The organism is Peribacillus sp. YIM B13482 (assembly GCF_042787975.1).
Taxonomy (GTDB): domain Bacteria; phylum Bacillota; class Bacilli; order Bacillales; family DSM-1321; genus Peribacillus; species Peribacillus simplex_A.
This window is the reverse complement of sequence record NZ_JBHZPF010000001.1, coordinates 1-18636: the sequence shown is the minus strand read 5'-3', so window position 1 is coordinate 18636 and position 18636 is coordinate 1. Positions and strand designations below refer to the sequence as shown.

General features: G+C 41.1%; 17 protein-coding genes. 13 read left to right on the top strand and 4 right to left on the bottom strand.

Annotated features, from left to right (window positions below; genetic code table 11):
* Positions 1–44: 44 nt before the first annotated feature.
* Entirely contained in the window at positions 45–794 is a 750-nt protein-coding gene (locus ACFX4L_RS00085; protein WP_377403469.1) for a glycerophosphodiester phosphodiesterase, read from the bottom strand.
* Between the two features lie 146 nt (positions 795–940).
* Here ACFX4L_RS00085 and ACFX4L_RS00080 point away from each other — a divergent pair, with 146 nt between their 5' ends.
* The 4 genes from ACFX4L_RS00080 (at position 941) to ACFX4L_RS00065 (ending at position 5239) form a co-directional block, all read left to right on the top strand.
* Positions 941–1768 (top strand): undecaprenyl-diphosphate phosphatase, encoded by an 828-nt coding sequence (locus ACFX4L_RS00080; protein WP_318685963.1) that lies wholly within the window; start codon positions 941–943, stop codon positions 1766–1768.
* 376 nt (positions 1769–2144) lie between these two features.
* Entirely contained in the window at positions 2145–3467 is a 1323-nt protein-coding gene (locus ACFX4L_RS00075; protein ID WP_377385243.1) for an APC family permease, read from the top strand.
* A gap of 149 nt (positions 3468–3616) precedes the next feature.
* Positions 3617–4810 (top strand): MFS transporter, encoded by a 1194-nt coding sequence (locus ACFX4L_RS00070; protein ID WP_377403466.1) that lies wholly within the window; start codon positions 3617–3619, stop codon positions 4808–4810.
* 99 nt (positions 4811–4909) lie between these two features.
* On the top strand, positions 4910–5239 hold the full coding sequence (locus ACFX4L_RS00065; RefSeq protein ID WP_061465409.1) for a hypothetical protein: 330 nt from the start codon (positions 4910–4912) through the stop codon (positions 5237–5239).
* A 91-nt stretch (positions 5240–5330) separates the two neighbouring features.
* Here ACFX4L_RS00065 and ACFX4L_RS00060 read toward each other — a convergent pair whose 3' ends face one another.
* The gene (locus ACFX4L_RS00060; RefSeq protein ID WP_176431797.1) at positions 5331–5474 is read right to left on the bottom strand and encodes a hypothetical protein; all 144 of its coding nucleotides are present in this window, start codon (positions 5472–5474) and stop codon (positions 5331–5333) included.
* A gap of 145 nt (positions 5475–5619) precedes the next feature.
* Between ACFX4L_RS00060 and ACFX4L_RS00055 the strand changes: the two genes are divergently transcribed.
* The 4 genes from ACFX4L_RS00055 (at position 5620) to ACFX4L_RS00040 (ending at position 9755) form a co-directional block, all read left to right on the top strand.
* Entirely contained in the window at positions 5620–6201 is a 582-nt protein-coding gene (locus tag ACFX4L_RS00055; RefSeq protein ID WP_377403464.1) for an STAS domain-containing protein, read from the top strand.
* Positions 6198–6356 (top strand): hypothetical protein, encoded by a 159-nt coding sequence (locus ACFX4L_RS00050; protein ID WP_377403461.1) that lies wholly within the window; start codon positions 6198–6200, stop codon positions 6354–6356. Before ACFX4L_RS00055 ends, ACFX4L_RS00050 begins: the two co-directional genes overlap by 4 nt.
* 263 nt (positions 6357–6619) lie before the next feature.
* The gene (locus ACFX4L_RS00045) at positions 6620–7057 is read left to right on the top strand and encodes a hypothetical protein (protein ID WP_377385249.1); all 438 of its coding nucleotides are present in this window, start codon (positions 6620–6622) and stop codon (positions 7055–7057) included.
* A 328-nt stretch (positions 7058–7385) separates the two neighbouring features.
* Positions 7386–9755 (top strand): penicillin acylase family protein, encoded by a 2370-nt coding sequence (locus ACFX4L_RS00040; protein ID WP_377403458.1) that lies wholly within the window; start codon positions 7386–7388, stop codon positions 9753–9755.
* A 52-nt stretch (positions 9756–9807) separates the two neighbouring features.
* Here ACFX4L_RS00040 and ACFX4L_RS00035 read toward each other — a convergent pair whose 3' ends face one another.
* On the bottom strand, positions 9808–10026 hold the full coding sequence (locus ACFX4L_RS00035; protein ID WP_089361833.1) for a hypothetical protein: 219 nt from the start codon (positions 10024–10026) through the stop codon (positions 9808–9810).
* Positions 10019–10642 (bottom strand): sigma-70 family RNA polymerase sigma factor, encoded by a 624-nt coding sequence (locus tag ACFX4L_RS00030; RefSeq protein WP_061465403.1) that lies wholly within the window; start codon positions 10640–10642, stop codon positions 10019–10021. The genes ACFX4L_RS00035 and ACFX4L_RS00030 overlap by 8 nt, the downstream gene beginning before the upstream one ends.
* 156 nt (positions 10643–10798) lie before the next feature.
* Between ACFX4L_RS00030 and ACFX4L_RS00025 the strand changes: the two genes are divergently transcribed.
* From ACFX4L_RS00025 to ACFX4L_RS00005, 5 genes are all read left to right on the top strand, one after another.
* Positions 10799–10960 (top strand): YvrJ family protein, encoded by a 162-nt coding sequence (locus tag ACFX4L_RS00025; RefSeq protein WP_081092540.1) that lies wholly within the window; start codon positions 10799–10801, stop codon positions 10958–10960.
* A gap of 392 nt (positions 10961–11352) precedes the next feature.
* The gene (locus tag ACFX4L_RS00020) at positions 11353–12189 is read left to right on the top strand and encodes a GNAT family N-acetyltransferase (RefSeq protein ID WP_377385254.1); all 837 of its coding nucleotides are present in this window, start codon (positions 11353–11355) and stop codon (positions 12187–12189) included.
* A gap of 38 nt (positions 12190–12227) precedes the next feature.
* A complete protein-coding gene (locus ACFX4L_RS00015; RefSeq protein ID WP_377385256.1) occupies positions 12228–12686 on the top strand; it encodes a DinB family protein in 459 nt (152 codons plus the stop codon).
* 357 nt (positions 12687–13043) lie between these two features.
* Positions 13044–16862: a bifunctional 2',3'-cyclic-nucleotide 2'-phosphodiesterase/3'-nucleotidase gene (locus tag ACFX4L_RS00010; protein WP_377403455.1), complete on the top strand. Its 3819-nt coding sequence runs from the start codon at positions 13044–13046 to the stop codon at positions 16860–16862.
* Positions 16863–17661: 799 nt separating this feature from the next.
* Positions 17662–18525, top strand: coding sequence for a DUF4349 domain-containing protein (locus ACFX4L_RS00005; protein WP_377385260.1), 864 nt, complete (start codon positions 17662–17664; stop codon positions 18523–18525).
* The last annotated feature ends 111 nt before the right edge of the window (positions 18526–18636 follow it).

The window sequence follows — 18636 nt, the reverse complement described above, 5'->3', positions numbered from 1 at the left end:
GGATTTGAAAGAGAAGGGGCATCGCTCCTTCTCTTTCGCATTATTCAGCCATGTGACTGCCAAGCCTTTAAAATCTTGATTGCCTTTTCAGGGAAATCGGTCATGATAACGTCGACATCCATCTCTGCGAGCTTGACGATGTCCGCTTCATCATTGGCGACCCAAGGGCGGATTTTGTATCCAAGTTTTTTCGCTTTTTCATTAACTGCTGGAGTCAGGCTGTTTTTATCAGGATGAAAACCTGATTCTTTTTTATTGCGTAAGATTTCTTCGAAGTTTTCAGGAAGTCCTTCGAACAATAATGCACGTTCAAGTTCTGGGGCAAGCATCTTCACTTTTTCAATTGATTGATGGTTGAAGGAAGATAGGATCACCCGATTTTCCATTTGATATTGACGAATTAAATCAATGATCTTCTGTTCGATCCCTTCGTAAGCGAGTTTATCCGTTTTGATTTCGATATTCATCAATAAAGCATTTCCCTTAGCCCAGTCGAAAACGTCCATTAAAAAAGGAATCCGCTCCCCAAGAAATTCCTTGGAGAATTTGCCCCCGGCATCAGCCGTCTTCAGCTCTTGTGACGAATGATCTTTTACATAACCAGTAAGGTTGGTCGTTCGATCAAGCGTTTCGTCATGGATGATGACCAATTCCCCATCAGAACTGAGGTGGACATCGAACTCGATCCCCTCGGCACCGATTTCTGCCGCCTCTTGAAATGCAGCCATGGTATTTTCAGGATGCGTCCCTTTGGACCCTCTATGGGCGAAAATCAATATGTTTTGCAAATTCATCACTTCCCCTTTAAACTTTATTTTGAACCCTATCATACATGTATCCCTAAATTGTTTCAGCAATGTTTAATAGACAATATTTTAAACAACGAGTAAAATACATATGGTATTTCCATAACAGGTGTACGAATTATGAGGTGAAAAAAATGAATATGTGGGAAATTTTTGTTGCTGTTGTCCTTGGTCTTGTTGAAGGATTAACTGAATTTGCTCCTGTATCGTCTACAGGGCACATGATTATCGTTGATGATTTATGGCTGAAATCGAACGAACTTTTCGGGAGTGAAATAGCCAATGTGTTCAAGGTGGTTATCCAGCTTGGTTCGATACTCGCTGTAGTCGTGCTCTTCTGGGGGCGATTCATGGACTTGCTTGGTTTAAGGAAAATGAAAGACCCATCTGCTGTGAAGGGCCAAAAGCTTAACCTCTTGCAGATCATCGTCGGATTGTTACCAGCTACTGTATTAGGTCTATTGTTCGAAGATTATATCGATGAAAATTTATTTACCATGAAGACGGTTATCGTTGGATTAATCTTGGGCGCATTTTTAATGATTGCGGCTGATAAATTCCGTCCAAAGCTGACCACAGAAACGGTTGACCAAATCACTTATAAACAAGCTTTGGGTGTAGGTTTAATTCAATGTTTGGCCCTATGGCCGGGATTCTCACGTTCAGGTTCAACGATTTCCGGTGGTGTGCTATTAGGAATGAGCTATCGGGCTGCTTCCGATTTCACATTCATCATGGCGGTGCCGATCATGGCGGGTGCCAGTCTTTTAAAGATAGTTAAATATTGGGATTACATCACACCTGAAGTTCTGCCATTCATTATCGCAGGTTTCATCAGCGCATTCATCTTTGCGTTATTCTGTATCCGCTTTTTCTTGATTTTAATCAATAAAGTTAAATTGACTCCTTTTGCCATCTACCGGATTGTCTTGGCGGTTGTGCTTTTATTCATTATTTGGTAATACGAATTGAAGCTTGAAAGAGGAGTGGAACCACCCCGTTGATTCGGAGTGGTTTTTTTGTGTCCGAGAAAAAACCGGGTATCTCAGACTGTATATATAACGAATGATACTTTCCTTTTGTGATATTTAATTCGTTATTATCGAGTTAAATTTCTATAAAACGTTTTTTCTACAGAGAATATTCGGTTTTTGTTGCAGTTCCAGACATAATTAGTAAAAAAAATATAATTGTAATAAAGCTAGCCAAGCACAGTAATACCAACGTGTCCGGAACCTTATTGGACTATTCAAATTATTGAATAAGTTATTTCCATATAATTTATATGATATAATTTTAGTATAAAACAAGTACATGTGTACACCTGGGGAGGACATCATGGGGAATGACCAATTGAAAAAAACGATTGGCTTTTGGATTGGAACATCTATTGTAGTTGGTACAGTTATCGGTTCTGGTATTTTCATGAGACCTGGTGACGTGCTTGAGTTAAGTGGTAATTCAACCATGGCCTTATTAGCTTGGCTGATAGGTGGCCTGATTACCCTTGCAAGCGGATTGACGATTGCGGAAGTGAGTACTCGGATTCCTAAAACTGGGGGCTTATATGTCTATATGGAAGAAGTGTACGGAAAAGCATGGGGATTCCTATGCGGCTGGGTTCAGACATTGGTATATGGACCTGCAGTCATGGGCGCACTCAGTTTATACTTCGGGTTATTAGTCGCAGGAATATTTAATATCGCTTCAGATTACACTTTGGCAATAGGCATTCTTACGATCGTATTTATAGCAGGCATGAATCTGCTGGGGACAAAATACGGCGGTATAATACAAACATTATCGACTGTTGCTAAATTGATCCCCATCATATTCATAGCGGTGTTCGGTATCGCACAAGGTAATATGCCTGTATTCAATATCAGTAGTGAAAGTTCAATGAAAATCAGTATGGCCGGTGCGATTTTGGCTACCCTCTGGGCGTATGATGGCTGGATGAATGTCGGCTTCATGGCAGGGGAAATGAAAAATCCACAGAAAACGTTGCCGAGAGCAATCATAACAGGATTAGTCGTGGTCATGGTCGCTTACTTGGCTGTGAACCTTGCCATGCTTCATGTTTTGGGAGCAGAGGGAATCATAGCTCATGGTACGAATGCAGCGAATGTTGCGGCAACGCATCTATTTGGTGAATTGGGCGGGAAATTGATATCAATCGGAATAGCGATTTCAATCTTCGGATGTTTGAACGGAAAGCTTCTGACCTTTCCGCGTATAACCTTGGCGATGGCGACTGATAAAATGATGCCTGGCCATAAACAAATCGGGAAAATATCTCCCAAGTTTAAAACGCCCATAAATGCTACGATATTACAAGTGATCATTGCCATCATAATGATGGTTGTAGCAGACCCTGACAAACTTACCAATATGGCCGTATTCTCTGTCTTCTGTTTTTATGGATTAGCCTTCTTCGCGGTCTTCATCTTACGCAAGAAAGATCCGGATGCAAAAACATATAAAGTACCGTTTTACCCATTCATTCCCATTGTGGCCATTGCTGGTGCAATATATATTGTTGTAAGCACATTAATCCAAACACCTTTAAATGCCCTGTACTCGATGATCATCCTCTTTATAGGTATGCCTGTGTACTGGCTGCTTAAAAAAAGTGAGCGGGATGATAAACGTTCATATTAATGAAAAACCCTTCACTGCATGCAGTGAAGGGTTTTTTTGTAAATTGCTGGAACTTGATTTTCCGTTTGGCCATAAGTGGCGAAATAGACAACTCAGGAAGTTCGTATTAACATAGGGGGGAAGTTTAATAGTGAAGGGTCTGAACAAAAGTGAATTATATCGAGCCTGCTGGTAAATCATTCAGGAAAACAATCTTGGCTTTATTTCTTGGTAGCTTTGTAACGTTTGCGGATCTGTATAGTACCCAACCGGTCATTCCGGTTTTCGCAAAGCAATTCGGAGTCTCTCCTGCAATGGCAAGTCTTACATTATCTTTCGCAACAGGAACGCTTGCCATCTGTTTATTGCTTGTTTCCTTTTTCTCAGAAAATATCGATAGGAAAAAAATAATGGGGACAGCGCTCACTCTGTCTGCGTTGTTATCCATATGCGTCAGCTTCATCCAGGATGACCTATACATCCTTATTGCAATACGGGCGATTCAAGGAGCGGTGCTTGCAGGTTTCCCGGCAATTGCGATGGCCTATATCAATGAAGAATTCGATCCGAAAAGCCTGGGCTATGTGATGGGAATCTATGTGAGTGGTTCGAGTATCGGCGGATTGGCAGGCAGGCTGATTGTCGGAGTGCTGACCGACCATTTCTCATGGAACATAGCGATTGGCAGCCTTGGGGCTTTAAGTTTGATCATCAGTCTGGCTTTTTGGTTGATGCTTCCACATTCGCAGCATGCTGTCCGTAAAAAAGTATCATTGTCGAGAATTAAAACCTCCCTTATTAATAACTTTTGGAATAGCAGACTAGTACTTTTATTCGGGATGGCCTTCCTATTAATGGGCTCGTTCGTTACCGTTTATAACTTTGTGGGTATACCATTAATGGGACCGCCATATCATTTATCACAGACATTGATCGGCTTCATTTTCATTATTTATCTAGTGGGGACATTTAGTTCTACATGGATGGGGAAGCTTGCCGATCAATATAGTCGGAGGCTTGTTCTTCTTTCCGGAATCGCAATCATGCTGCTGGGGGCCCTTTTAACCTTATTGGATCCACTTTTGTTGAAGATAATCGGGCTTGCCCTGTTTACATTTGGCTTTTTTGGAGCTCATTCAATTGCGAGCACCTGGGTCGGATCGTTAGCTGATAAAAGTGAAAAGGCACAAGCATCCGCTTTATATCTCCTGTTTTACTATGCGGGGTCAAGTGTAGTAGGAGCATCAGGAGGTTTATTCCTGATGAAGTTCGGTTGGGGAGGGGTCATCTCGGCTGTATCCATCCTAATCATCCTTGCTGCCGTTTGTGTCATGATGGTTGAAAAAGTGAAAATCGTTAAATAAAATGTTCTTTTCTATCATGATTTTCCGGAATCCTGAATATAATCTAGTGAAAAATGATATTGAATAAAAGATTGATAAGAGAAGAGGGTAATAGATAGAGTGAAACGAAAAGCAGTAATTCTCATTGGGTTAATAGCCGTTTTAATTATATTATTCGTTGTATACTTAACAAGTCCGGGCAGATTGGAAAAGGTGGAGATTGTTGAAAAATACTATCCACATTTCTCCGATGGCAAGGCAGTCGGTTTTAAGACGAACGAAGTCATTGATGTGACGGAAACCGAAGAGGGATCCAATTGCGCAATGAAATTCAACAATGGGAAAACGTTGGAAATCGATTGTGACCGTTATTTAACATACAAAATCGATGAAACAGTTTATATTACCACGGAAGGAAACCATGTGAAGGAAATTCGAAGAAAAAGATAGTGGCAGGTATAGCTGAGTTTGCTCAAAAAACAAACTCAGCTCTTTTATTTTATCCCATTTAAAAACCCAGACCATATTGGAATGGGCTTTTTCACTTTTTATCTTTGTTTTTATTTTTATCCTTTTTATTACGCCGTAGTACATCGAGGATTCTGCGGCTGTTATTTTTACTGTTTATGAGTTCGACTAAATCGCTCATGTTTTCAGATTCAAAGTCTTTTTGATCCTTTTTCATGATAATCCCTCCAGGTCATATATCATAATACCCTTATTAAGAGAAGGGTAAACGTCTATTATCATTTTGGTAATAGAAGGATTTTATATCCTTTACCATTAACTATTTGATAAAATGTGATAAAAGCCCTGTGTGGGAGGTCTACATGGAAGAATTAAGAATGATCGGTGAAAAAATCGAAAAATTCAAACATATCTTAGTGGAGCATATCGAGTTGTTTGAAGAAGAGGGCCCACTCGTCGTGGACATGGGAATCCCTTTAAATAAAAATATTGAGGAAGCTCAGCTGGTGCGTAACCTTTTCTGGAGTTTCATTGAAGAAGAAGTAAGCAACCGCTACTACTCCATTGAAATTTTGCTAAAGGCAAGCTCGATAATTGATGCAATACTGGATCAATTCATACACTGTGTGAGCATAAGTTATGTGAATCATTATAAAGAAATGGCAAAAGCGGCAAACGATTCTTTGCAGAAAATAAAAGAAAACCAGGAAGTCATGGAAGAATTGTCCACTCCGATTGTTCAGACCGTTTTAAAGGATGTGCTGCTCTTACCATTGATCGGGCGCATTGATGATTGGAGAATGGAGTCGATGCAATCGACGGTACTGCAAAAATGTGCAGACCTGCATGCGGAAGTATTGATTATGGATTTCTCCGGCATTACCTTTACGAAGGAAAGCAATATGCTCACACTGCTGGATCAATTAGTGGGGCACTGGCGTTGATGGGAACGGAAACGATGTTTGTCGGTTTTGCTCCTGATGTGGTGAAAGAGATTGTCAAACTTGATTTGTCTAATCAGGTAAAACCTTTTCTATCGTTCAGGCAGGCACTGGAATATCTGCTTAAACAAAGAGGGCTGGCCCTTCAGCCAGTATGATGGAGGTATCCTCTTCAGGGTATCTTTTTTTGTATGTCATGAAGTTTCCTAAATGCAAGAAGTTTGGTGAATGGTGGCAACCTTACCAGCAGCTTTCTTCATTTTTCGTCATATGGATATATCTCCATGATATAGTGAAATGGCGTGAATACGGACATGTTGCTTTATTCATTTAGATAATGAATGGGAAAAACGTGAATACGGAAAAGCATACAAGAAAAAGAGATAGGACATGTAAAGCCCGAAAGGAAGGTGGATGAAGAGTGTTTTTCAAGAAAAATGAAGAACTTGATCCGAATGAAAAATGGTATTGTGTGGGGATCATGACGGATAATGGGTTAGAGGATGAAGAATATGATGTTTTGTCGAAACGCATCCTTGAATCAGTCCAAAATGTGTCGGTCATATCTGACTTAATAAGGGTGGAGTGGGATCGGGAAAAATTGCAAACCTTGAACGAGCGTTTTAATGCTGATGCATTTTCTGACCCATGTTATATCATTAATAAATTCATACCAGAGGATATAAAAAGGGAAAGAAAACTTCTGGAGAAAAATCATAAATGGAAGAGGCTCTTTGGTTTCCTATCCCCGGTTGAATACATGGAAGCTGAGGCGAAGGCAGCCCATGACTTCGATAAGGCCCTTTTTTATACGGATGATCCAGATAAGGTGATTGAATACATAATTGCTAATAGCTAACATCCCCTGAACATCGATACATTGTATCGGTGTTTTTGTATTTGACAATGTTTATCGAATTTCGCGGAAACAATTCGTCCTTGCGCAGAATAATCCGACCTTGAGTGGGAACAATTCGTCCTTGTGCGGAATAATCCGTCCTTGAGCCGTAACAATTCGACCTTTAGCGGAAGATCCGACCTTGAGCGGGAACAACCGTCCTTGCACCTTTCTCCCTTCCGGAAATAAACAGAGGGAATGTTAGGAAGTTGGTAGGAAAGGTGGGTGGGGACGCGGAATATCTTAAGTAGATAGTAAGAGAGTTTTAAGGGGGGAGTGAGATGAATCGATGGAAGTTGCCGTACCTCAGCAAAAACCAAAACGGAAGTGGAAAAAGCGGGTGCTATGGAGTCTTGCAATCCTTATTTTACTTTTGCTGTCTGTCTTGATTGCAGCAAATGTATTTCTTTCAAGGTCCTTGCCGGAAACAAAGGGGGAAATTTCGCTTCCAGGCCTTTTGAAACAAGTAACAGTTGTGAGGGATTCCAGCGGGGTCCCGCATATCAACGCAGCGAATGAACATGATTTATATTTAGCCCAAGGGTATATCCAAGCACAGGACCGTTTATTTCAAATGGATTTAAGCAGGCGTCAGGCGTCAGGAAGATTGAGTGAAGTGATTGGTGAGAAAACCGTCAAAAATGATAAATATTTCCGCACACTTGGGCTAAGGCGGGCAGCTGAAGCGTCTTATGCAGTATATACAAGCGACGGTAAAGAAGCCTTGGATGTGTTTGCAGAAGGGGTAAATTTATATATCGATGAATTGAAGGAGAATGGGAAATGGCCGACCGAGTTCACTTTACTTGGATACGAACCAGAACCGTGGACACCCGTCGATTCGCTCACCATCGGTAAGTATATGGCCTTTGATTTAGGCGGGAACTGGGAAGATCAGGCGTTTAGACAGTATTTGCTGCAAACCTTCCCAAAGGAAAAAGCGTATGATCTATTCCCGGATTATCCAGAGGGCGCACCATATATCATCAGCAAGGAAGAACTGGATATTGAAAAAAGCTTCGTCGGGGCCGTTGTTCCTAATGAATTCAACGGCAGCAACAACTGGGTCGTATCTGGCAAGAAAACGGATTCCGGGCAGCCGTTATTGGCGGATGATCCCCATCTGGGGTTAGCTACACCGTCCGTTTGGTACCAAATGCATTTGGAGGCCCCGACAGTCAATGTGAGCGGTGTTATTTTTGCCGGGATTCCGGGTATCATTCTCGGTCATAACGAAAAGGTCGCTTGGGGTGTGACGAATACAGGCCCGGATGTCCAGGATCTGTATATTGAGAAGAGACACCCGGAAAACGAGAAAGAATTCGCCTTCAAAGATAAATGGGACAAAGCTCACATCTTAAACGAACCGATCAAGGTTAAGGATGGTAAGACACTTGACTATAAAGTGACGGTTACCCGTCATGGACCGGTTGTCTCCGACTTTGCCGGGAAAAGCGGAAAAGACACAGTCCTTGCATTAAGGTGGACGGCACTTGATCCATCCGCAGAGCTTGAAGCGGTACTTAATATGAATAAAGCGGAAAACTGGAAAGACTTCGAAAAGGCCCTTTTGAAATTCGAAACGCCGGCACAGAATTTCGTCTTTGCCTCAGTCGATGGGACCATTGCCTTTAAGGCGAATGGGAAAATCCCTATCCGTAAAAAAGGCGATAGTATGCTGCCTGTACCTGGCTGGACGGATGAATATGAGTGGAAAGGCTACATTCCATTTGATGAACTTCCAAAAACGGTCAATCCGGAAGAGGGATTCATTTCGACAGCGAATAATAAAGTCATCTCAGATGATTATCCTTACCATATCAGCAATAACTGGGCACAGCCGTACCGTCAGATGAGGATACAGGAGTTTTTAAAAGCGAATAAAAAGCTTACTGCAGAAGATATGCAAAGCTTGCAGATGGATCAGATGAATCTGCAGGCTAAGGAGTTTGTCCCTCAATTTATAGAGGTACTGAAAGGTCCATCGGGAATACAGGAAGACAAGGCACTAAGGATTCTGGAGAAATGGAATCATATTGATTCCGTTGATGAAGCAGCACCGATGATTTTTAATGTATGGATGAAAAAAATAGGGGAAGTTTTGCTTACAGAAGAAATACCGGAAGAAACGCTCAACCTCTTTAATGGAAGGCGTTCGGCCGTTGATGAACTACTAAGGCGGGCATTGGGCGGTAAGCCGGGTCCTTGGATTGAAGAGGCAGGCGGACTGGAGCAGGTACTCGCCAAGTCGTTACAGGAGACGTTAATGGAACTGGAAGAATCACAAGGTGACGATATAGCTGATTGGGAATGGGGAGACTATCATCAGGTAAGGTTCAACCATCCGTTACGAAGTGTCGCCCCGTTAAATTATTTATTTAACAGCGGCGGCGGATTGCCGGTCGGCGGTAGCAGTGTAACCGTACAGGCAGCGGCATTTTTAGATAACGGAACCGTTAATCATGGTGGCTCCTGGAGATTTGTCATTGACCTATCCGACATGAATAAGGGATATCACCTCGTTGGGCCTGGGCAATCAGGTAACGTAAAAAGCGAGTGGTACCACGATCAGCTTGATGATTGGGCAGAAGGTACTTATCACAAAACGGTATTGGATGATCCAAAAGGTGATAAGCTGACATTGAATCCATTATACTGATATTCAGCAAAAAAGTACCAAGTCCAGCATGCATGCTGGACTTGGTACTTTTTCATTGTTTTTGCTTAGTCAGGAATTCTGCAAGGAACTCCTCAAAATTAGGGGCCTCGATTGAAACGATTTTTTCATATGACTCAATGATCTTGAGTTTAATCTCTTGTTCCAGATCATTCCGGTCTTGATAGTTGGTGTTTTTTAAAGATTTTTTTATTTTAGGATTCAAAGAATCGATTAGATTCATCAATTCTTCTTTTGATAGTTTTTTATCCACAATGGCTTTTCTCCTTTCTATTATATACCTCATCCATATAGTGCTTTCGAAGTTTTTTGAGAGCTTGTTTACGAATGCTTGAGATATTCTGGGGAGATTCATGAAAATAGGCAGCTATTTCCTTGTTGGATAGGCCATAGGAAAAGATCATGGTCAGTACTAGACTTTGTTTGGCTGTTAACTTCTTCAAGGCTTTTATCATCTCTTCATCACTTATGTGTGAAGAGAGCTCATTCGTTTCCCCCATCTTTTCAAGTTGAACGTCCAAAGTGCCGATTCGATCGATCATTCCGAAAGTATCCTTTGGTGTCGCATCAAGTACCATTCGATAGCGTTCCCGCTGCTTCCGTGCCCTTTTATCAAAATCAACGGAGAAAAAGTAAATCAAGGAGCACATGTATTTGTATACTTTAGCCCGGTAATAGAAAATTTTGAAGGTCTCGTTGAGATGACAAATGTTATGTGAAGAAGGGGAATCAAGAGTTTCGGTAAAAATCTTTAAATGCTCTGGGTTCTGTAAAAATACTTGAATGATCGGTTGTTCAAAGAAAGATGAGTACTGTTGTTGCAGAAACTCCAATGAATGAGAAAAAAAATGAGAAGTTAACTGGTTCATTGCTATCCCTCCTTTATTTAATAAAGTGATAGACAAGGGGAATAAATCAATTATATAGGAACATTTGTTCCTTTATCCATAAACCAATAGTGCTAGATTGATTTTTTTAAACAAGTTTCACTTTAGATATCAGATACATGAAAAGGGGTGAAGAGGATGATGATTGAGGATGCTACTGTGTGGGTGTCATTAGTTAGCGAATTTGGCTATCCATTCGTCGTTTCTATGTTTTTGCTCTTCCGCTTCGGTAAACAATTAAAAGAACTGACAACGGACGTAGAGAACTTAAAAAAGTCCGCTCATAAAACGAAACGATAACCTCAGGACGTAATGTGCTAGGTAGTAAAAACCGAATTTCGGATTCTATTCTAAAAAGGGTCCGGAATTCGGGTATAAAGAAATAGGTACTATTTCACCAATGAATCCCTCCTTTAAAGTCAAATAAAAAAATCGCAGACCATTATTTGGAATATAGCACAAAATGGGTAAAAAATAATCGTCAATTGGAATCATTTTACTACAATAATTCATCCGTCAATGGAATTAGATAGGAAATCCTCCCCTCATACGATCTTAGTTTTATGGATTAAAGTGAAAATACTTTTAAAAAAACAACATTTGTAGAAAACTTATGGAAAGTATGTGGCATCCATGTAAAAGGATGCTGCTTTTATTTTTTTTTGGTAATAAACTGATAGTATGGAAAAGGGGTGGGAATTTTGAATGAAAAACAGCTAGAAGATATTCGGATTCTACAGCAGGAATGTGAGCGGGAAGATTTTACATTAAAGCTGAACTGGGAGACACTTCGCAGTCGAAATGGTGTGAATAAGAATGATTTTCTTCACTATGATGGATTAAAACTTGTTGGTTTTCTTGGTCTTTACGATTTTGGAAGTAAATTGGAGATGTGTGGGATGGTACATCCTGAATTTCGGAGGCAAGGAATTTTTACAAAGCTGTTGGACGACGCTATAAGGAGTGCCATGGAGCGCGACTATAAGTCGATCATCTTGAACTCGCCTGCTCAATCACATTCAGGGACAGGGTTTTTGAAACAGCTGCCATGTGAGTTCGCTTTTTCTGAGTTTCAAATGAAATGGTCTGGAACGGAGCTTGATGATTATGAGGATGCAGTCGTTCGCCCTTCACGGAGAGAGGATGAGGAAACGGAAATTCAGCTGGATATTCAGTGTTTCCGATTTACGGAAAAAGAGGCGAGGGATTATTATCAGCGCATCCTGCACGAGGATACCCTGAAAACCATGATGATTGAAAAGGATGGCTGTCCTGTCGGTAAAATTCGTGTTGATCAGTCAGGTAGGGAAGCATGGATTTATGGATTTTCCATTTTACCGGAATACCAGGGAAAAGGACTTGGCAGAAAGGTATTGAAAAAGGTGGTAGCTGAACAATGCCAGCTTGGATATGATATTTTTCTCGAAGTCGAGGCGACTAATGAGCATGCTTTAAGACTCTATGAATCTTGTGGATTCAAAACGATTCAAAGACAGGATTATTATCAATATAAAGGGCTGCAGCGCTAAAAGGGATATTAACGAAAAAGAGTGTTAGGGGGATAGGAATGCTGACATTATTCACTTACAACTGGCAGGTCAGAAATGAGTGGTTCAAATGGTGCCGGTCCGTATCGTGTGCGGAACTTAAACGGCAGCGCACGGGCGGGATGGGCAATATTTTGAGGACACTCGCTCATATTATCGATGTTGAATGCAGCTGGATCCGGGCCATTCAGGGGAAGCCGGATGTCGGGATTGATCTAGACGCCTATAATACAATCCAGAAAGTAGAAGATTTATCTAAGCATTATCATTCTGAGGTCATGTACTATTTGAACTCGGATTCGTTTAATGTGGAAAATGAAATGATTCAGCCATCTTGGATGGAGGGGACTTACGAAAAAGGCAGGATATTGGACCATCTGATAGCCCACGAAATACATCATATAGGCCAGTTGTCCATCTGGTCGAGGGAGATGGGGATTAAACCTGTATCAGCCAGTTTAATAGATAGGGCTTTATAGATGTCTATATTTTTAAAACTGGTAATGCGCTTTACCAGTTTTTTTGTTTTCAAAAAGGGGATTACGGTGAAGTAGAGAGCGTCTGAGAAAGAGGGAGGACATTGAGATTCCATACGATGTAAGCAGGCTTGCTCATGTATGGCCGAGTCTCAAAAAGCAACTTTCTTCCCAAGGATTCCATGGGATTCTGTAATGATTTTAAATATATAAAGGAAAAATGATTCATGTCAATGAATGAAAATGGTTAAATAGGACCGATTATTAAAAATTCTTAATATTAAGGTAAAACTAAACAGCTTTCGACAAAATCATGTTATATTATTCTAGCATTTTACAAAAATAGAAGGGTTGTGAAGTATGTCGTACAAGATGCATGTTAAAAGGATGCTCGCCCCGATACTTGCTGTAAGTTTGATTACTGCCCCATTTACCGTACCAGTCGGGACATCTGCCAAAGAGGCAAATAAGAAACCGGTCGCTACTAAACCATTTATCATTTCAGCTCCTGCTGTTCATTACACAAATGGCACCAAAGCGACTGTGAAGGTCACGCCGAAAAAAGGGAACAAAGGAAATGAAACCGTTGTCTTCCAGTTAATGAATGGGACGAAGGTCATTTCACAGTCAGCCGTTGAGGCGGATATTAAATCGGCCCAAAAGTTCTCCGCCTACTTCAATTCGTACAAACCGGGTTACTGGGTTAAAGTATCGGTTGTCGCCAAGTATAACGGTAATACGAGTAACTTCGGCAACAGCCTGGCAACCTCCGTTTCAGATGCGCCATTTGAACTTAGGATCATGGAAACGACAGATATACACACTAATCTAGTAAGCTATGATTATTATAAGGATGCCGTATCAGACTCCGTCGGCTTTTCTCGCACGGCATCTTTAATCAAACAGGCACGAAAAGAAGTGAAGAATAGTGTTTTAGTGGATAACGGCGACCTTATTCAAGGGACCCCCCTAGGTACGTACAAAGCGAAAATAGCGCCACTGAAAAAAGGTGAAGTCCACCCCGTCTATAAAGCGATGAACTTGCTTGACTATGATGTGGCTACATTCGGCAATCATGAATTCAATTATGGTTTATCTTATTTGGACGAGGCCATCAACGATGCGAATTTCCCTTATGTCAATGCCAATGTTTATAAAAAGGATAAAGACAATAATCCAAAGAATGATAAAAACAAATATGCTCCATATAAAATCGTCACGAAGAAAATAATGGATATAAATGGAAATGAAAAATCAGTGAAAATTGGCTACATTGGATTCGCCCCTCCGCAAATCATGGATTGGGATAAAGCGAATCTTGATGGTAAGGTCATTACAAAAGAAATCGTCACGACTGCAAATAAATATGTACCTGAAATGAAGAAAAAGGGTGCAGATGTCATTGTGGCGCTCACACATTCCGGGTTTAATGGCGATACCAAGAATACCGAGGATGTCATCTATTCATTAAGCAAGGTATCCGGCATAGATGCCATCACGTTCTCCCATACGCATAAAGTCTTTCCGGCACAAGATGAGGCGTCTTTAGACAGTCTATTTAAAGATAGCCAAGGAAAAATCCTTAAAGGCGTGGATAATAAAAAGGGAACCATTAATGGTATACCAGCCGTTCAAGCAGGATATGGCGGCAGTAATCTGGGGATCATTGATCTTGATATCCAGAATATCCAGGGAAAATGGAAAGTCGTTCATTCTGATTCGTCAACACGGGCAATCAACGATAAAGAAACAGGAAAAAAAGCAGTTGAAGATGCATCTGTCGTCAAAGCCGTTAAAAAGGATCACGAAGGAACGATCAAGTATGTTAACACGCCGATTGGAACGACTACAGCTCCAATTCATAGTTATTTCGCCCTTGTGCAAGATGATCCTTCCGTACAGGTCGTGACAAGCGCACAGAAATGGTATGTGGAAAAATACATCCAGAACAACCGCCCAGAATACAAAGACCTGCCCATTCTCTCTGTAGGAGCTCCTTTCAAAGCGGGTCGCAATGGAGTCGAAGAATTCACCGAAATCAAAGAAGGCGGACTGACCATTCGCAGCGCCGGCGATTTATATTTATACGATAATACCTTGAAGGCAATCAAGATCAAAGGGTCCGTTGTTAAAGAATGGCTTGAGATGTCTGCCGGGAAATATAATAAAATTGATCCTGCCAAGTCTGAGGAACAGGAATTGCTTAATGGAAAGTTTGCCGTCTATAATTTTGATGTGATTGACGGCGTTACGTATCAAATCGATGTCACTAAGGCTTCGCGCTATGATGAAAAAGGGATAAAAGTTTCGGATTCAAGCAGGATTGCAAATTTGAAATATAATGGCAAGCCAGTGGACCCGAATCAAGACTTCATCGTGGTGACGAATAATTACCGTGCTTCGGGCGGAGGAAACTTCTCGGGAATCAAGGGCAGCGAATACGTAGTTGACTCTGCGGATGAAAATCGCCAGATCTTGATGGATTACATTACACAAGAGGGTGAGATCAATCCAACCGCTGATAATAACTGGTCGATTGCGCCGATTTCAGGCAAGGTGAACGTGACTTTCACCTCATCACCAAAGGGTGCGGAATATTTAAATGAAGAAAGCCCGATTTCCTATACAGGCAAAACCGATGATAAAGGATTTGGCATTTACAAATTTAATTTGGGGAAAGAGAACGTTAAAGTGCAATTGCTCGGGATCAATGATCTTCACGGCCAGCTGGATACCACTTCTGATTTTGGCGGTATCAAACAAGGGCGTGCTGATTATTTAGCTGCGCACTTGAAGCAGCGTAAAGCTGAAAACCCTGAAAATACACTTTTACTTTCGGCAGGGGATGCTGTTGGGGCAAGTGCTCCCGTTTCTTCATTGATCCAGGACAAACCGACGCTTCAGTTTTTGAATAATATGAAGTTCGATGTCGGAACTGTCGGGAACCATGAATTCGACAAAGGGGTAGAAACCCTGATGGCTCAAATCAATGGCGGAAAGTCGCCAACATCCGATGTGGTATTCGATAAATTGAACTTTCCATATGTAGTAGTCAATGTCGTATATAAAGACACGAAAAAACCGATTTTGGACCCTTACGTCATAAAAAAGGTCGGCGGGGTTGATATTGGGTTCATAGGTGTAGTCACGAATGCCACACCTCAAAAAGTAAGTCCGGATGGCATTAAGAATGTGGAATTCATTGAACAGGCACCTGCCGTAAATAAGGCGGTTAAAGAGTTGAAAGATAAAGGCGTCAAATCGATTGTGGTCATCTCACATGACCCAGGCACGGAAAAGGAAGGGGTCATCACAGGCGAAGTGGCTGATCTTGCTAATGCCGTGGATGATGAAGTAGATGTGATCTTAGCCGGAGATAATCATGCAAAGGTCAACAACTATGTGGATGATAAATTGATTGTACAAGCTTACTCTTATGGAACGGCTTTTGAAGATGTGGATTTGGAAATCGATCCAAACACTAAGGATATTGTCAAAAAGTCAGCTGAAATTGTTACGGTTACACAAGAGGGCATCACACCGGATGCCGGGACGACGAAATTCATTAACGACTATTTAGACATGTTCCCCGAGTTAAAGGCCCCGCTTGGGACAACGGATGAGAAAATTTTAAGAACCAATGCCTATACACAGGAAACTGGACTTGGGAATTTAATCGCCGATTCGATGAAAGCAGATTTGAATTCCGATTTTGCTTTCATGAATCCAGGTGGAATTCGTGCTGATATTCCAAAGGGAGAAGTCACCTTTTCCGATTTAGCGAAAATCCAGCCTTTCGGTAACGTATTGGTTAAGCTGGAACTGACTGGAGCCGAAGTGAAAACGCTGCTTCAACAGCAATGGATCGTTGAAGGAGCTCCGAAGACTTTGCAAATATCTGGACTGAGCTATACAGCCGATTTCAGTAAACCTGTCACTGAGCGTGTCACTTTATTGAAGAAAGCGGATGGGACATCAATCAAGGATGCCGCAACGTACACAGTGGCCGTCAATGATTTCATGGCAAGCGGCGGTGATAACTATACCGTCCTGAAAGGAAAAGAGCGTGTGTTTGGACATGCTGATCTAGAAGCTTTCGTTAACTACGTGAAAGAAACCTTCAAAGGCGGAAAAATCACGGCAGAAATTGAAGGCAGGATTACCAATATCAATAATTAATTAGGATTTACCGGTGAGTTAAGAGAGTTTACTCGTGAAACTATAAAAGAGAGCGTTCCAAAATACAAAGGGACGCTCTTTTTTCTATTAATGACATAGACGTAGACATATAAACACCTTTTTTGTAGAAAAGTATTAAAAATTGGAAAATAGGCATGATAATAGCGAAGACATTGAACAATTCATTCGTTAACACGATAAACTTGGACTGTTAAAAAAATGAACAATGCATGCAGCCGGATAGTGAAAAAAGAGAGCAAACCCTGTATTTGGAAACAGAATTTACTTCAAATAGTGAACATTTAGTGGAAAATCATAAAAATAAAAAGAATCTTAGCTCGTCCGTGAATTTTCATGGCTGATAGTCCAGATTATTTATATAAAGAAGTTAGCTAATGACCTCATTGGAATCACCAAGATGGTCGTACCTACAGAAAATAGAATAACTATTATTGCAAATTGTCGAGTGCTAATTTTGAAATTTTCCACTATATCCGGACTTCCCATCGCTGATTATAATTCTTATTGTTGCCTTTGTATTGTTAGAATAAACTCTTGCCTTTTAGAAAGTGTTGATACATCTAGGCTTTCAAAATTCTTTAGAATTTCTTGTGGGTCAATACATCTTCATTTGAGCCTCGGACAACCGGAACTAATCCACTTTTAGCTAATTCTCTATAGTCGATATGCCATCCATATTTATACATAATTTGGATGTTTTGTAACGCCACCTTTTATCCGAAAGTGTAACTTTCTTCCAAATTATTCGTCGGTAATGTTAAGAGAAGGAGGAATACCGATGAATCGAAAAAAAGTGATACTAATTTTCGGCTTGTTTCTTTTCCTGGGGGCATGTAGTAGTAATGATAAAGAAGAATCCTTACCGAAGTCACAGGAAGAAAAAGCGGAAAGTAAAATGGACTTCTCTTTATCAGGGGAACAGGCTTCTGATAAGAAGGCGGAAAAAGAGGCGGCAACAAATGATAGGATGGTCATCCACCAAGCACAGCTTCAGTTGAAAGTAAAAAATCTAGAAAAAACACAAATGAAGATTGAAAGGAAGGCGAACGAATACGGCGGCTATATTGTAGAGTCCAATGTATACAGGGAAGATGAAGAGAGGGTAGAAGGTACGATCACAGTCAGGATTCCGGAAGCTCGTTTTCAGGACTTTCTTGTCGTTACCGAGGGGCAGGCTTCAGAAGTGGTCGGAAGGAACGTGACAGGCCAGGATGTAACGGAGCAATATGTAGATTTAAAAGCAAGACTGAAGTCAAAGCGGGCTGTGGAAGAGAGGTTACTTGCATTCATGCAGGACGCTAAGAAGACGGAAGATTTGCTGAAAATATCATCCGATCTTGCCGCGGTTCAAGAAGAAATCGAGCAGCTGACCGGTCAAATGAAGTATCTTGAAAACCAGACCTCATATTCGACGGTTACAATCACGTTATCACAGGAACGGATCGTGGTACCGGGTATTGATAATGCAAAACTGGATACATGGGAGAGAACGAAGAAACAACTTGCAACAAGTGCGAATCTATTACTTAAAGCGGGCTCTGGGATCATTGTTTTTATAATAGGAAACTTGCCGATCCTCATTGTTTTAGGCGGAGCTGGTGCGGTGGTACATTGGGCGATGAAAAGAAGGGGTAAAAGGTAAAAGGCAGAAAAAAAGAGGGTGCCCAAATTCATTTTAAACTGTACCCTATGTAAAGGACAATTTTAAAAAAAGGTTAGGCTATCTCTAGAAGATGATCTCTGTATTGAACAG

Bases quoted from the DNA above. Each gene is read 5' to 3' on its own strand.
- ACFX4L_RS00085 (WP_377403469.1), bottom strand. From the start codon at position 794: ATGAATTTGCAAAACATATTGATTTTCGCCCATAGAGGGTCCAAAGGG.
- ACFX4L_RS00080 (WP_318685963.1), top strand. From the start codon at position 941: ATGAATATGTGGGAAATTTTTGTTGCTGTTGTCCTTGGTCTTGTTGAA.
- ACFX4L_RS00075 (WP_377385243.1), top strand. From the start codon at position 2,145: ATGGGGAATGACCAATTGAAAAAAACGATTGGCTTTTGGATTGGAACA.
- ACFX4L_RS00060 (WP_176431797.1), bottom strand. From the start codon at position 5,474: ATGAAAAAGGATCAAAAAGACTTTGAATCTGAAAACATGAGCGATTTA.
- ACFX4L_RS00055 (WP_377403464.1), top strand. From the start codon at position 5,620: ATGGAAGAATTAAGAATGATCGGTGAAAAAATCGAAAAATTCAAACAT.
- ACFX4L_RS00040 (WP_377403458.1), top strand. From the start codon at position 7,386: ATGGAAGTTGCCGTACCTCAGCAAAAACCAAAACGGAAGTGGAAAAAG.
- ACFX4L_RS00030 (WP_061465403.1), bottom strand. From the start codon at position 10,642: ATGAACCAGTTAACTTCTCATTTTTTTTCTCATTCATTGGAGTTTCTG.
- ACFX4L_RS00025 (WP_081092540.1), top strand. From the start codon at position 10,799: ATGATGATTGAGGATGCTACTGTGTGGGTGTCATTAGTTAGCGAATTT.
- ACFX4L_RS00015 (WP_377385256.1), top strand. From the start codon at position 12,228: ATGCTGACATTATTCACTTACAACTGGCAGGTCAGAAATGAGTGGTTC.
- ACFX4L_RS00010 (WP_377403455.1), top strand. From the start codon at position 13,044: ATGTCGTACAAGATGCATGTTAAAAGGATGCTCGCCCCGATACTTGCT.
- ACFX4L_RS00005 (WP_377385260.1), top strand. From the start codon at position 17,662: ATGAATCGAAAAAAAGTGATACTAATTTTCGGCTTGTTTCTTTTCCTG.